This is a genomic window from Campylobacter concisus (assembly GCF_003048835.2).
Classification (GTDB): Bacteria; Campylobacterota; Campylobacteria; order Campylobacterales; family Campylobacteraceae; genus Campylobacter_A; species Campylobacter_A concisus_D.
The window spans coordinates 1,171,249-1,184,981 of sequence record NZ_CP060705.1 but is presented as its reverse complement, the minus strand read 5'-3'; the positions used below and the strand labels follow the sequence as shown (position 1 = coordinate 1,184,981).

14 protein-coding genes are annotated in these 13,733 nt (G+C 37.3%); 9 read left to right on the top strand and 5 right to left on the bottom strand.

Features of this window, described 5'->3' with window-relative positions:
• Positions 1–14: 14 nt before the first annotated feature.
• The 3 genes from ftsA to CVT08_RS05920 form a co-directional block, all read right to left on the bottom strand.
• Positions 15–1,433: a cell division protein FtsA gene (gene ftsA, locus CVT08_RS05930; RefSeq protein ID WP_103644993.1), complete on the bottom strand. Its 1,419-nt coding sequence runs from the start codon at positions 1,431–1,433 to the stop codon at positions 15–17.
• Between the two features lie 5 nt (positions 1,434–1,438).
• Positions 1,439–2,896 carry a peptidylprolyl isomerase gene (locus CVT08_RS05925; protein ID WP_107856110.1) on the bottom strand — a complete coding sequence of 486 codons (1,458 nt, stop codon included), beginning with the start codon at positions 2,894–2,896 and terminating at the stop codon, positions 1,439–1,441.
• Between the two features lie 139 nt (positions 2,897–3,035).
• Positions 3,036–3,623 carry a class II aldolase and adducin N-terminal domain-containing protein gene (locus CVT08_RS05920; protein WP_107856109.1) on the bottom strand — a complete coding sequence of 196 codons (588 nt, stop codon included), beginning with the start codon at positions 3,621–3,623 and terminating at the stop codon, positions 3,036–3,038.
• Between the two features lie 126 nt (positions 3,624–3,749).
• On the opposite strand from CVT08_RS05920, the gene rsmH reads away from it, so the two are divergent.
• Genes rsmH through CVT08_RS05905 form a run of 3 tightly spaced genes read left to right on the top strand, consistent with a single transcriptional unit; the run spans position 3,750 to position 6,909 of the window.
• Positions 3,750–4,673: a 16S rRNA (cytosine(1402)-N(4))-methyltransferase RsmH gene (gene rsmH / locus CVT08_RS05915; protein ID WP_107856108.1), complete on the top strand. Its 924-nt coding sequence runs from the start codon at positions 3,750–3,752 to the stop codon at positions 4,671–4,673.
• A gap of 2 nt (positions 4,674–4,675) precedes the next feature.
• Positions 4,676–4,969: a hypothetical protein gene (locus tag CVT08_RS05910; protein ID WP_002940285.1), complete on the top strand. Its 294-nt coding sequence runs from the start codon at positions 4,676–4,678 to the stop codon at positions 4,967–4,969.
• Positions 4,960–6,909: an FUSC family protein gene (locus CVT08_RS05905; RefSeq protein ID WP_107856107.1), complete on the top strand. Its 1,950-nt coding sequence runs from the start codon at positions 4,960–4,962 to the stop codon at positions 6,907–6,909. The genes CVT08_RS05910 and CVT08_RS05905 overlap by 10 nt, the downstream gene beginning before the upstream one ends.
• Here CVT08_RS05905 and CVT08_RS05900 read toward each other — a convergent pair.
• A complete protein-coding gene (locus CVT08_RS05900; protein ID WP_103559074.1) occupies positions 6,888–7,394 on the bottom strand; it encodes a hypothetical protein in 507 nt (168 codons plus the stop codon). The two genes, CVT08_RS05905 and CVT08_RS05900, sit on opposite strands and share 22 nt — an antisense overlap.
• Before the next feature lie 104 nt (positions 7,395–7,498).
• Here CVT08_RS05900 and CVT08_RS05895 point away from each other — a divergent pair, with 104 nt between their 5' ends.
• Genes CVT08_RS05895 through CVT08_RS05870 form a run of 6 tightly spaced genes read left to right on the top strand, consistent with a single transcriptional unit; the run spans position 7,499 to position 13,160 of the window.
• On the top strand, positions 7,499–8,365 hold the full coding sequence (locus CVT08_RS05895; protein ID WP_107856106.1) for a D-amino acid aminotransferase: 867 nt from the start codon (positions 7,499–7,501) through the stop codon (positions 8,363–8,365).
• Positions 8,362–8,805: a DUF523 domain-containing protein gene (locus CVT08_RS05890; RefSeq protein ID WP_107856105.1), complete on the top strand. Its 444-nt coding sequence runs from the start codon at positions 8,362–8,364 to the stop codon at positions 8,803–8,805. Before CVT08_RS05895 ends, CVT08_RS05890 begins: the two co-directional genes overlap by 4 nt.
• Positions 8,798–9,292, top strand: coding sequence for a chemotaxis protein (locus CVT08_RS05885; protein ID WP_107856104.1), 495 nt, complete (start codon positions 8,798–8,800; stop codon positions 9,290–9,292). Before CVT08_RS05890 ends, CVT08_RS05885 begins: the two co-directional genes overlap by 8 nt.
• Positions 9,289–11,304 carry an SH3 domain-containing protein gene (locus CVT08_RS05880; RefSeq protein ID WP_107856103.1) on the top strand — a complete coding sequence of 672 codons (2,016 nt, stop codon included), beginning with the start codon at positions 9,289–9,291 and terminating at the stop codon, positions 11,302–11,304. The genes CVT08_RS05885 and CVT08_RS05880 overlap by 4 nt, the downstream gene beginning before the upstream one ends.
• A complete protein-coding gene (locus CVT08_RS05875; RefSeq protein WP_103599297.1) occupies positions 11,305–12,624 on the top strand; it encodes an ATP-dependent DNA helicase in 1,320 nt (439 codons plus the stop codon). It begins immediately after the preceding gene.
• Positions 12,621–13,160, top strand: a complete 540-nt coding sequence (locus tag CVT08_RS05870; RefSeq protein WP_021089839.1) for a hypothetical protein — start codon at positions 12,621–12,623, stop codon at positions 13,158–13,160. Before CVT08_RS05875 ends, CVT08_RS05870 begins: the two co-directional genes overlap by 4 nt.
• 27 nt (positions 13,161–13,187) lie before the next feature.
• Here CVT08_RS05870 and lolA read toward each other — a convergent pair whose 3' ends face one another.
• A complete protein-coding gene (lolA, locus tag CVT08_RS05865; protein WP_087578679.1) occupies positions 13,188–13,700 on the bottom strand; it encodes a LolA-like outer membrane lipoprotein chaperone in 513 nt (170 codons plus the stop codon).
• Between the last annotated feature and the right edge of the window lie 33 nt (positions 13,701–13,733).

Here is a 13,733-nt window from a genome sequence, read left to right as displayed (position 1 = left end):
TGTAAAAATTCTCCTCAAAATAGTTGTGTCATGCTGTGCCAAAATTTCTTTAAAGCACTTGGTTTTTTTTCTTGCTTACTTATATCAGCAATATTTGCAAGCTCATTTTTGTTGTTTGTTTGCTCTAAATTTATATCCATATTTACAAGTTCAATGCCTTCTTCAAAATCATCTTTTTCTTGTTTTTTTACTTCAAATTTCTCTTTTTTCTCTTCTTCAAAAATGTTGAAATTTGTTTTTGGCTTTGATCTTAATTCACCTTTATATCTCATCTTTTTTTCTGAGTCTATCTCATAAGGCGTAAATTCTCCAGCTCCATACATACAAAGTCCTATGGCACAAGAATTTGCTGGATCTCTTAAAATTTCATATAAACCATCCATCTCTTTTGGTCTAGCGATCCTAACTGGCATGTTGTCAAATATCGCAGAAGCTAAGTCTTTTAGCCCATCAAGTTTTGTCATGCCGCCAGTTAGTACTATGCCAGCACCAACAAGATCTTTGTATCCACTATCTTCAAGCATATTTGCAAGCACCATCACAGTCTCTTCTGCTCTAGCTGAGATGACATTTGATATAACATCAAGTGAAACTTCGTGAGTTTTTTGCTCATCGCCAAGTCTTGGAAGCTCGATAAGATCTACTGATTTATTTACTAGCTTGCCATATTCTAGTTTTATCTCTTCAGCTTTTGGTAAAGGAGTATGAAGCGCCATTGAAAGATCTATAGTTATATTTGCCGAGCCAACATGTAGATATGAGTTGTATCTTAGTGAATTTCCAGCATGCACTACCATATTACATGTCTCGCCGCCCATATCTATAAGCGCAACACCAAGTTCTTTTTCGTCTTTTGTTAGTGTTGCTATGGCTGAAGCATAACCAGAAAGAACTACATTATCAACCTGTACTCCTGCTAAATTTATAGCTTTTCTTAGGTTGCTAAGTTGTGATTTTTGAATGCTTATGATATGTGTTTGCACTTCAAGTCTAGTGCCATTCATACCAATAGGATCTTCTATAAATTCTTGTCCATCTACTTTAAAGTTGTAAGGTAAGACGTGAAGTTTTTCATATTCTGGTGAAGTCTCGGCATTGTGATCTGCCATCTGCATAGCACGCTCTATCTCTTTTATGCCTATTTCATGATTTGGTATATTTACTACGCCACTGCTATTTACGCTTTTAGTATATTTTCCGGATATCGAAACCACTACTCTTTCATAGTGTGTGCCTGCAACTTTTTGTGCTTCTATGAGTGCATTTTTTATAGACTTTGCAGCTAGTTCAATGTTGTTTATAGCACCCTTTTTTATACCTTGTGCTTTTTCTGTGCCTATTCCTATTATTTTTATGCCATCATCATTTTGTTCTGCTATAACAGCACAAATTTGAAATGATCCGACATCTATGCCTAAAATTCTAGTACTCAAAATTTTTACCTTTTGACATATTCTTTAACTTCATAATATTTTAGAAGTTTGTTTGTTAAATCTTTTATCAACTCATTGTTTTTAAGCATTGCAACATTTTGTTGTGTTATTTGCTTATAGTTGTTATTTATATTGTTAGTAAGCAATCTTTGTTCCAAAATATCGTACACTACGGCTTTGTCATCTAATATAACATAACCTTTTGTGTTGTTAGTATCAAAAAGTTGAGATACAAAAGCTCTTGTATCGCTCTCATTTAAGCCCGCAATAGAGCCATTTACCTCTCTGCTAACAAAGCCAACATCTGTGCCTTTAAAGTTTTGTAGAGTCTCTTTTGCTTTTGCTGTTAAAATTTCTTTTTCTTTTTTGCTTTTATAAATTTCAAGCACATTAGCTCTTGCTTGTTCAAAGCTCATAGGTTGTGGAGGAGTTATACTTTTTACTCTAGCTATTAAATAGCCATCTTTGTAGATAAATGGTTTTATCACTTCGCCAACTTTTGCGCCCTTTATCTCATCAAGTGAAAAAGTAGCGTTGTCCTCATTTACGCTTACAAAACCATTAGTTGCAAGCTCAGCTTTTTTAACAGCGACATACTTTTCTAAAGCGTTAGTTTTGCTTTGCTCTATGTTGTAGTCTTTATTAACCTCAGCTTTTACCTCGCTAAAAGGTTTTATCTTGTCATCCAAGCCCTTATATTTATCTTGGTTTTCGTTATAGTAAGATTTTAAAACGCTTTCATTTGCGTCGCTTTTTTCTGATTCGACAAAGTATGTATCTATACCATAAAGTGTCTTTGTCATATAGTTATTTTTATTTATCTCCCAAAGATCTTTTAGCTCTTTCTCATCTACCTTGATCTCGTTTTGATCAGCATTTACTACTTGTACGGCTAATTTATCTTGCATGAAAAAGCTAGCTTCCATCATGGCGATATCTTCTTTACTTGCAGGTAAATTTAAAATAGTTCTAAGTTTATCTAGTAAGATGGTTAGTTTTAGATTGTCTTCAAAATCAGTTGGGTTTATCCTAGCTCTTCTTAGCACATCGTAGTATAAATTTTTGTCAAAAACGCCGTCTTTTTGAAATGTTGGATCGACGATTATATATTTTAAAACATCGTCTTTATTAACGCTTAGACCGATGTCGTCTGCAAAATTTAGTAATAAATTTTCTTGAATAGCAGCTTGAAGTGCAGCATTTTCTAAACCTAACTCTTCAGCTTTCTCTTGAGTTAATTTACCTTCAAATACATTGTTGTAGTACTGATATAACCTATCATATTTTTGTTGCAACTCTTGAACGCTTATATTTCTATGTCCTACTTTGGCTACTGAAGTAGCTCTGTTGCTGTTTAGATCGTATGCGCCCCAGCCGACAAAACCAGCACCGACAAAAGCTATCGTGCTTACCCAAATTGTCACGACAAGGTATTTTTTATGTTTTTGCATCCAAGATAACATTAAGTTCTTCCTTTAAAATACTAACAAAGCTTGTGCGATATTTTATAGAAATTTGGCTTAAATAAGCTTAAAATGGGGCTTTATAAAAACGTTTCTTGCTAAATTTTTACTAACATTTTTTATCTTTGTTAGCAAAAATTTAAATGCTAAAATCGCTGTAACCACCAGTAAAATGAAGCAGTTTGCAGCTATTTTCTAACAAAGCTATATCTTTTGCAAGTAGCTGAGGACTCCTGCTATACGCGTAAACGCCGTATCCTTTGATCACGACGATGTTAGTATTTTTCTCTATCATAGCTCTATAAATTTCTGTCTCAGCACGCTCATACCAGTCGTCAAACTGCTTTGGATCATAGACTAAAATTTCATTAAATCTCATGCACCCAAAATAGTCTTTTGGCGCTATTTTTTCATGTTTCATTGCATAAGCTGTCGCATATGGAGGCATGGCGTAGCAGACAAATTTTGCTTCATTTATGTTTTTGTAGATATTTAAGTGTATATCAGCATCCAAACTCGCATCATTCCAGCGGTAGTCTTTTTTTGATGAAAGAAGCGTTAGATCGCTATCTTGCAAGTCATCAAAAATGGCATTTTGCTTGTTGATGATAAATTGATTTTTTTCTACTCTTGCAGAGATAGAACCATGAAAAACACCAAAAAAATTCTTTCTAAACATCGAAAGAGATATCTTTTTTATCTCATTTGTTGAGTGCATTAAGTCCATTTTTTCTCCTACGTTTGGGTGATTATATTTAAGCTATCTTAAAATTTGTGTAAAATTTTATGTAATGATAGCTTTTTAAGTAAAATTTCGATAAATTTTCACACTAATTTCATTAAAGAGGCAGTGTTGCAAAGTCCGCATATTAGCGTTTTACTTGACGAAGTTTTATCTTTTTTTAAAGATCTGCGTGGAAATTTTATAGATTGCACGCTTGGATATGCTGGACACTCTAGTGCCATTTTGTCTCAAAATGAAAATTTAAATTTGATCGCTTGCGATAAAGACATCGAAGCTATAAATTTCTCGCTCAAAAAACTTGAGCTATTTGGCAATAGAGTGAAAATTTATAAGAGCAATTTCTCTGAGCTTATTGGCAAACTTAGCAGCGATGAAATTTCAAACGTTAGAGGAATTTTGGCTGACATCGGCGTTAGTTCGCTGCAGATAGATAAAGATGATAGGGGTTTTAGCATCGGCTCAAGTGTGCTTGATATGCGCATGGATAAAGAGCGAGGATTTAGCGCCTATGACGTGGTAAATGGCTACTCGTTTGATGAGTTAGCTAGGATTTTTAGGGATTACGGCGAGCTAAAAAATGCCTCTGGGATCGCAAATAAGATAATAAATGCTAGAAATTTAGGCAAGATAACAAGCGCAAAAGAGCTTGCAAACATAATAGGCACAGCTCAGATAAAAGGGCGCGGTGTTAGCCCTGCGATCCTTGCTTTTCAGGCGATCAGGATAGAGGTAAATGGCGAGCTAGATGAGCTAATAAATTTGCTTGATAGTATAGAAAAGGGCGGTTTTAAAGATTGCTTGGTGGCGATCATAACATTTCACTCGCTTGAAGATAGGATCGTAAAAGAGCGCTTCAAAAAGTGGGCAAACAGCTGTATCTGCCCGCCTGGCATCTACCGATGTGAGTGCGGAAACAACCACGAACTGGGTGAAATTTTAACTAAAAAACCACTAACAGCAAGCCAAAGTGAGCTAGCGCAAAACTCACGAAGCAAGAGCGCAAAACTGCGTGTTTTTAAGATAAAAGGATAAAGATGCAAGAAAAAGAAGAGCTGCTAACACTTCACGACGAGGAGCAAAAACGTGAGGTAAATTTAAGCTTTAAGACGCTAGTGATGGTCTATCTGGCGGTTTTTATAGCGCTGGCTCTATTTTTGCCAAAAATTTACATAGCAAATCAAATTTATTATATAAGTAGAGATATCGCCGACATCAGCGGCAAACGAGATATGCTCCTTGAAGAAAACAGAGCTCTTAGCATAAAGCTTGAAAATTTGCGTTATAAAAATCAAATTTTAAACAATATGCAAGAGCGTCAATGGAAATAATTAAGAAATTTAAAAGCTTTATCCGCTACTACGACCCTGCAAATTTCCAGCTCATCTACTCGCTAAAAGCTGCCACAACCATCGCTTTTAACTGCTTTTTGTGCTTTTACTTCTTTCATCTAAGTGGCGCTATCATGGCTGTAAATATCACGATGGGTATCTTCTTTCTTGGCGAGCTTGAGTGCAAAGATAGGAGTAAATTTGCATTTTTGCTACTTTACATCGCGCTTTCTTGCGCTTTTATGCCCTTTGTTGATCCATTTATTAGCCTTGGCGTTTGGCTCTCGCTTATTGTATTTGTCTGGATATTTGTGGTAGGCATTAGCCAAATTTATAGCTCAAATTTAAACAAAATTTTACTTGCTGTAAATGCAACAGGGCTAGTTGCTTTTGTGACAAAGGCCGCAGTTGGGCTAAATGTGATTGATAGCATTGGCGGTCTGGTGCTTGCTGGCGTGCTAAGCATCATCATAAAATTTGAAAACTTTGGCAAATACGGCAAATTTACTAAAAAGAGTATCAGCTTTTTACTAGATAACGCCATCTTATCGAGCAAGGCGCTTGGCACGAGCCATTTTTACGCAAGTATTGCAGATTTGATGAGCTCGATTGATAAATCAAAAGAAATTTTCGCAAACAAAAGCCTAAAGATAAAAGATGTTAAGCTAGTTAGAAATCAAGCCAAAGCACTATTTTATTTTTATAAAGTTGAAGAGATCGCTCTTTTGCTTCGAACATTGGGCGCTTCGTTTGAAAGGATCGAGGACAAAGCGCTTTTAATCGAGGTAAAAAATGAGATCGCTTACAACCTTTTTGAGCTTAAAAAAATTTTCAAAAATCAAACTCCAAAGCTAAAATTTGATGCGCTAAATTTAGCTAAAAACTCAAATTTTAAAATTTTTGCAAGCTCGCTTGGCGTGCTTTATGATAAATTTTTGCTTATAAAAGAGGGCGGCGAGGATAAGCTCTCATTTAACAACACAAAAAAGATCACGCTAAAAGAGGCGTTTAAAAAGATAAATTTAAAAAATGAAGTATTAAAAGAGTCTTTAAGGCTTGCCATTTGTATGTCGCTAGCCATTTTTATAGCACAAGCTTTTCATATAAATCATGGAATTTGGATCGCCATAGCAGTGATGAGTCTAAACAAAAGCGACGAAGATGCTTTAAAAAATGCAGGCAGAGATAGCCTTCTTGGCGGAGTTATCGGCTTTTTTATCGCGCTTGCTTTTGTGAAATTTATGGGTGAATCATACGCATTTTACGTGGTTGTCTTTATCGGTATGTTTTTGGTTTATTACCTTAAAGCCTATAAACAAATCGTCTTTGCAACGGCTTTTATGTTTGAATTTACATCCATTTTTTCGCTTATAAAAAGAGACTTTTTAGCCCTTATGGTCGATAGATTGCTCGACGTGGCGGCTGGCTTTGTGATAGTTTTTGCCGCATATTTGCTAACTAGGAAAAATGACTATACTAAGGTAAAAGATAGCTTAAGTGATGTCTTGATAGGTTTTAGAAATTTAGTGCAAATTTCTCTAAATGAGTCAAACAAAGATGCTTTTAGCACGGATGAAAAAGAGATTTTAGGCTCGCTAAATGAGCTAAACTACGCTATAAAAGTTAGTAAAAATTTAGACGATGATAATATAAAAAATGCAAAATTTATAGCTAGCAAGCTTGATGATATAAATAGCGATCTGATTAAGCTTAGAAATTATCTGAATTTAGACGAGCTAAAAGAGAAAAACGCCTTGCAAAATGATGTAAAAATCATCTCAGATAGGTTTTTGATGCTAGATAAAAAGATGAGGAAGCTTCCATATTATTTCATAAGCGAGATAGAAACGAAACTGCTTTGCAAAGACGAAAACGCTAAAAAGCTAATTTTACGAGTTGCTTTAGGGCAAAATGAAATTTACTCAGCGCTCTCTTTTTGAGAAATTAGCTTTTCATATATATATTGTTCTAAATCTTTTTTTGAAACGTCATTTTTAAGAGCGGTGTTGTAAATTTCTTCAACTTTGCTTGAATACTTTTCATATCCAAAATATGGAAAATGCACGCTCCAAGCCTTTTTTATAAGCTCCAAACTTATCTCTCTTCTTGCCCAAACCTTAAACATGTCAAAGCCGATAAAAACAGCTGAAGTGACGATCGTGGTTGCAATTATTGAGATGTGAGCGTCAGTATTTGCTAAAAAATGGTGCGTGATGATGAGAAGCGGAAATAAGACAACAAAACATATGAGTGCGTAAATTTGGTAGAGCTTCACGTGGTTAAATCTAAAATTTAGCTTTGCTCCATCAACTAGCATACCTTCGTTAAAAAGGGCATTTGCTTCAAGTAAATCTCTAAATAAAACTGGCTGTTTTGATACGAAAAAAACGTTTTTAATGATAGTGTTTCTTAAATTTTCTTTCATTTTTTATAGACTTTTTACCTTAAAAATTTCAGCTCATTGTATCTAAAAATCTATAAATTCAAACAAAATTAGATACAATTTGCACAAAATTTAAGGAGCTAAAAATGGCAGATAAAGCTTTAGAAACGGTCTTTGTAAATGGCGAGTTTGTGCCAAAAGATGAGGCAAAAGTTAGTGCATTTGATAGGGGATTTATATTTGGCGATGGAATTTATGAAGTGGTGCCTGTGATAAACTCAAAAATGGTTGATAAAGAGCGTTTTTGGGCGAGATTTGAGAGAAGTTTAAATGAGATAGATATAAGCCTGCCTTACGAAAAAGATAAATTTGAAGCGATCTTAAATGAGATGATCGCCAAAAACGCCTTAAAAGAGGGCGGAATTTACATGCAAGTAACAAGAGGCGTGGCATTTAGAAATTTCTATTTTATGGAAAATTTAACCCCAAGCGTCTTTATCTTTTGCTATGAGAGTGAAATTTTAAACAACCCAGCCGCAAAAACTGGAATAAAAGTGGTAAGCGTCGAGGACATAAGGTGGAAAAGGCGCGACATAAAGTCGATCTCGCTTCTAGCTCAGTGCTACGCTAAAAATGAGGCTCACAAAAAGGGCGCAGACGAGGGCTTTATGGTCGAAAACGGCTTTGTCACAGAGGGCTGTAGCTCGAGCGCTTTTATCATCAAGGATAAAACTCTCATAACCAAGCCACTTTCAAATGAAATTTTACCAGGGATACGCCGTATGAGGCTTTTAAGGATCGCTAAAGATATCGGCCTAAAGATAGAGGAGCGTAAATTTAGCATGGACGAGGTTTATAGCGCTGATGAAGTCTTTATCTCGGCTGCTACGCTCATCCTTTTGCCAGTCATCTATGCTGACGGCAAGGCGATAAACGGCGCAAAAGTGGGCGAAATCTCAAGCAAACTTCGTGAAATTTATGCTAGTGAGCTTTTAAAAGAAGCTGGACTTTGAGAGAAAAGGTCTTAATAAGCGCTTGTCTTGCTGGTATAAACTGCAAATTTAATGGTGAAAACAACCTTTTGGATAGGGAAATTTTAGATGAAATTTCAAAGAGATATCATCTGCTTTTTGTCTGCCCAGAGGTTTTTGGCGGACTTAGTACGCCAAGAGAGCCAGCCGAGATGAAAAATAGGCTTGTTGTCACAAAAACCGCCAAAGACGTGAGCGAAAATTTCATCAATGGAGCTAAAATTTGCCTAAAGATAGCTAAGCTAAATGGCTGTAAAAAGGCTATTTTAAAAGCTAGAAGCCCAAGCTGTGGGAGTGGACAAATTTATGATGGAAGCTTCACTAAAAGGCTCATTTTAGGTGACGGCGTAGCAGCAAAACTGCTAAAAGAGAATGAAATTTTAGTTTTTAGAGAAGATGAGATAGGGCGGCTTGATGTTTGAGAAGCTAAAAGATAACGTCTGGCTCGAGGTCGTCTTTAAATACATCATCTTGCTGCTACTTTTTGTCTGCGTGGCTGGACTTTTTGTAAGCGGCGTGCTCTTTTTAAAGGGAGAGATGAGCGAAAATTCGCTAAATTTGCACATTTTCTTTGGCTTTAGCTTAGTTGTTTTAACTATCATTCACAGCTACGTCAAGAAGAAAAAGCTAAAAAAGCTAAGCCTTGAGTTTAAAAATATCTTAAAGCACAAGCCAGTGCAGATGGACTGCAACACTACAAGGTTTTTAAACGCGCTAAATGATGTCAAAGTTGGGGAAATTTCAAATAAATTTGGCTCAGACGTTGCAGAAATTTTAAGATCAAACGATATAAAGGTCAGGGATCAAAACGAGACGATGAAGCAAATTTGCAAAAATAACGATGAAAAGATGTTTTATATCTTTGTTTTGATCGTAGAAGCTATATTTAAGGATAAGGAAGAAATTTGAAAAAAGGTATATTTTTAGCACTTAGTGTTGCTTTGTTTTTGGGTTGTTCGCAGACAACAAAACCAGAGCCAAACAAGCAGCAAAATGCCCTGCCAGACGAAAATGTTTATAAGCCAAATGAGCGCATCAGCTTGCTTGAATTTGAAGTAAAACAAGACGCCTCGTCGCTACCTCAAAATATGCAAAGCGCAAGTTTTGCTCAAGATGAAATTTTAAAAAGAAGATTTAAAGTTTTTACTCTAAGAGGCGTGAAATTTAACCCAAATGACGCTTTTTGGGCGTTTAATGTATATAAACCAAGCGAAAAAAGAAAGTATTTTGGCTCAAATTTTAGGCAGATACCTCAAAGCTGGTTTGACGCGCAAAAGGACAATGCAAATTTCGCTGGCTTTTTGCAAATTTCAGCTTACGCTCTAACTTCAGCAAACACAGCTGTAAGAAATTTCCCAACCGACGAGCCGATATTTTTAAACCCGCAAACTCCGGGCGAGGGCTATCCGTTTGATTATTTGCAAGAATCCACCCTAAGCATCGCTCATCCGCTTTTTGTCTCGCACCTCTCAAAAGATAGGGCGTGGGCGTTTGTGAGTGATGATGCGGTTTGGGGCTGGGTGAAAGTTGAAGATATCAAATTTATAAGCGATGAAGAGGCGCTTGCCTATCAAAAATCAAGCTTTGTCACGATAAAAACCGACAAGATGCCAGTTTATGACAAGGGTGGAAACTTTTTGTTTTACTCACGTGTCGGCGCGATACTGCCAGTTTTGGCGCAAGATGACAAAAACTACTACGGCAAAATTTATGTAAGAAATATGCTTAGGGAGTTTGTCCTCTCAAAGTCTTTTAGCGCCCTTTTTCCACTTAAATTTAACGACTCAAATTTAAAAACAATTCTTAGCTCGCTTCTTACTCAGCCTTATGGCTGGGGTGGGGTGGATAAGCTAAGAGACTGCTCGCTCTTTACAAAAGACTTGCTAGCAAGCTTTGGCGTGTGGTTACCTAGGAACTCAAGGGCGCAGGCAAATATGGGAGAGAAGATCAATCTAAAAGGTCTTAGTAACGCTGCAAAGAGCAAAGAGATAAAAGAAAAGGGCGTGCCATATCTCACGCTCGTGCATCTGCCAGGTCACATCATGCTCTATGCTGGATATAAGGGCGATGATATCTACGTGGTGCATGATGCTTGGGGGCTAAAGACTGCAAACAACGGCCGCGCGCTAATTGGAGCGACTGCCATAACTACGCTAAATATCGGACAAAATAGAAGCGACATACAAAGTGCAAATTTGCTAATTTCTAAGGTTGATTCTATAAATGTAATGAGGCCTGAGCAAGGGATGCTAGATAAGGCTAGAAAGATCTCAGCTTTGCAAAGAGCTTATGACGTAAAGATCGAAGAAAATTTGGTTAAATTTAGTGATGGCACGAGCCTAGTCTATGATGATTTTAAACAAAAAGATGAAGAGTGCAGCACCGGGGCTGATATCGAAGATATGAACGCACTTGATTACGCTGCGTTTTCGCCACTAAGTACCGCGCTAAGTGATGCTGGTAGATGCAGAAACTACGAGCTTTTAGGCAAAATTTATGGCTCAAGCGAGAGCGCGGTAAAGGCAAATTTAGTAGATGTCATCTGGCTAAAGGATTTTTTAAATTTGCCTTTAAAATTTAACTCTAAAAATGGCGCTGCAGCCGCCTTGCAAGATGTGAGCAACGAGCTAAACGAGATGGTAAAGAGCGATCCAAATTTACTTGAGTACCTAAAAGATCCAGGCGGGACATTTAAGTGGCGCATCATCGCTGGCACAAACCGCCTAAGCGCGCACAGCTACGGCATCGCGATCGATATAAATGTAAAAAAGAGCCACTACTGGCAGTGGAGCAAGGGCTATGAAAACTTGATCCCTGAAAAGATCGTGCGAGTTTTTGAGAAGCATAAATTTGTCTGGGGCGGACGCTGGAAGCACTTTGATACGATGCATTTTGAGTATCGCCCAGAGATGTTTGAGTAGATGAAAGATCAAATTTTAGAAATTCTATCTCGCTCAAACGTCTTTTTAACAGGCGGCGGCGGTGTTGGCAAGAGCTATCTAACCGCCTCCATCATCAGACACTACAAAGAAAATTTCAAAAACGTCGTCATCCTTGGCTCAACTGGCATAAGCGCTGTTAGCCTTGGGGGCGTGAGCTTGCATAGCTTTTTTAAATTTGGCTACTGCAAGGACTACGAGGAGCTAAGACGGCTTGACTACCGCCAAAAAGATAAGCTAAGCAAGCTACGAAATATGCTAGATGCCTGCGATCTGCTTGTAATAGACGAAATTTCGATGGTGAGCTCAAATGTAATGGAGATGATAAGATACCGCTTGCTTACCTCTAAATTTAAGGGCAGGGTGCTTATAGTGGGCGACTTTTATCAGCTTCCGCCCGTGCAAAAAGAGCAAAATGAGAGCAAACTTTTTAACTTTTTATACGCCTTTAACTCCAATGCGTGGGAGGATATGAAATTTACAAATGTCGAGCTGCTCGTCTCAAAACGCACAAATGATCTTAAATTTTATGAAATTCTCTCTCGTCTTAGAGTTGGTGAGCTAGATGATGAGATGATGGCTTATATAGAGGGTCTGCGAGTGGATGCTATAGAGCCAGATAGCGAGACAAGCGTGCTTTTTGGTAGAAACGCAGAGGCTGAGATGCTAAATCAAAAAAGGCTTCTTGCGCTTAATGCGCCTCTTGAAATTTCAAACTCGGACGTGCTTGTTATGGATGAAAATTTAGATAAAAAAGAGTTTGAAAAGTGGGCAAACACGCTAAATATCTTGCGAAATTTGGAGATGAAGATAGGGGCTAAGATCATCTTTACTTCAAATAAATGGGGCGAATACTACAACGGCGAGCAGGGCAAGATCATGCAAATTTTAAAAGAAAAAGGCGTGATCTCAAGTGTGATCGTACAAAAAGATAGCGGCGAGATATGTGAGATAGAAAAGTGCGCATACAACTTTTGCGCGCTAAATTTAAACGAAGACGAGATCGAAGAGAACGTGCAAGCCTCGCTTTATCAGTTTCCATTTAAGCTAGCCTATGCGCTAACTATCCACAAGTCTCAAGGCATGAGTATAAACTCACTCATTTGCAACATCAACCACATCTTTGCCAAAGGACAGCTCTACGTCGCACTTTCTCGCGCGGTAAATCCTAAAAATTTAAAACTTTTTTATGATAAGAAAAGTGATTTTAGGCAGCATTTAAGAAAAGTGGTTAAAATTGACGACGAAGTTAAGAAATTTTACCAAGAAAACGTATTTTTGCATATTAAGGAGAGTTTATGAAAAAGCTACTTTTAAGCCTTGTTTTTGGCGTTTTTGCATTTGCAGATGTGCTAAAAGTGAGTGATTTTCAAACAGATATCTACTCAAAAGCTGGACAAAATTTAACAAAAAAGATAAGCATGAACCTTGAAGTTGTCGGACGTGACGTGGAGGAGAACGAAGCCTACGTGCTTGACGCGCTAAACGTCGTTGTTGGCAGCTTTTACGTGGAGGATATCCTAACCTCAATGGGAAAAGAGAAATTTAAAGAGCTCTTTATGAAATATGCAGCCAAAAAACACTCGCTTGACATCGACGACGTGCTTATTTTAAATATCAAAGTGATAAATAATTTAGAGCTAAGCGAGATCATAAAAGCTATAAAAAGCCAAAATTTATGCTCTGATCCAAGCGTAAATGAAGATGTGATGACAAAGCCAGAAAAGAAGAAAAAAGGCAACGAGATCATCGTCGCACCTGATCCAAATGATGTGGTGCAAAAGCCGATCGATCTAAATAATGTGCAAGAATTTGGAAAAGACTTTGGAGAGAAGTGAGTAAATTTGGCTAAAAGCTAGCCAAATTTATTGATTTACGATGTCGTAACCTTGTGGGATGACTGGAGTTAGCGTCTCTTTTGGGATGAGTGCGTCTTTTACTGGGTTGCTTAGAGTGATTTTTATCTTATTTGAGAGCTTGTCTTTATAGTCAATCGTCGTTGGAAGCGTGTTTTTGATCGTTATAAAATACTCAACTCCGTCATATATCGCCTTATAAAGTGTCGGCTGAATTTGCTCTGCGTGAGCTAAGACCTGCGTCAAATTTGGCGTGTCGTCTAGTCTTGAAATGATGGCTTGCTCAAGCTCATCTTCGATCACGACCACTTTATCTTTGTCAAAGTAAATTCTCTTTGGTGTTGGACTTTCATATATCCAAAGTGCTGTGTTGTCGTTTTTAGCGTAAAATCTACCCTTATAATTTACACTTTTGCCCTCGCTAAAGACAGTTTGCGTAAAGTCACTTTGCAGGCTTTTAAAATTTAAGCCAGCGCCAAATGAACAAACTGCAACGAGAGAAGCTATCAAAAATTTTCTCATTTTTTATCCTTTTTTGGCGTATTCTAGCCCAGT

Excerpts from the sequence above, each read along its gene's own strand:
- CVT08_RS05910 (WP_002940285.1), top strand. The coding sequence starts at position 4,676 with ATGCAAGAAAAAGAAGAGCTGCTAACACTTCACGACGAGGAGCAAAAA.
- CVT08_RS05920 (WP_107856109.1), bottom strand. The coding sequence starts at position 3,623 with ATGGACTTAATGCACTCAACAAATGAGATAAAAAAGATATCTCTTTCG.
- lolA (WP_087578679.1), bottom strand. The coding sequence starts at position 13,700 with ATGAGAAAATTTTTGATAGCTTCTCTCGTTGCAGTTTGTTCATTTGGC.
- CVT08_RS05925 (WP_107856110.1), bottom strand. The coding sequence starts at position 2,896 with ATGTTATCTTGGATGCAAAAACATAAAAAATACCTTGTCGTGACAATT.
- CVT08_RS05875 (WP_103599297.1), top strand. The coding sequence starts at position 11,305 with ATGAAAGATCAAATTTTAGAAATTCTATCTCGCTCAAACGTCTTTTTA.
- CVT08_RS05900 (WP_103559074.1), bottom strand. The coding sequence starts at position 7,394 with ATGAAAGAAAATTTAAGAAACACTATCATTAAAAACGTTTTTTTCGTA.
- CVT08_RS05905 (WP_107856107.1), top strand. The coding sequence starts at position 4,960 with ATGGAAATAATTAAGAAATTTAAAAGCTTTATCCGCTACTACGACCCT.
- CVT08_RS05895 (WP_107856106.1), top strand. The coding sequence starts at position 7,499 with ATGGCAGATAAAGCTTTAGAAACGGTCTTTGTAAATGGCGAGTTTGTG.
- CVT08_RS05885 (WP_107856104.1), top strand. The coding sequence starts at position 8,798 with ATGTTTGAGAAGCTAAAAGATAACGTCTGGCTCGAGGTCGTCTTTAAA.
- CVT08_RS05870 (WP_021089839.1), top strand. The coding sequence starts at position 12,621 with ATGAAAAAGCTACTTTTAAGCCTTGTTTTTGGCGTTTTTGCATTTGCA.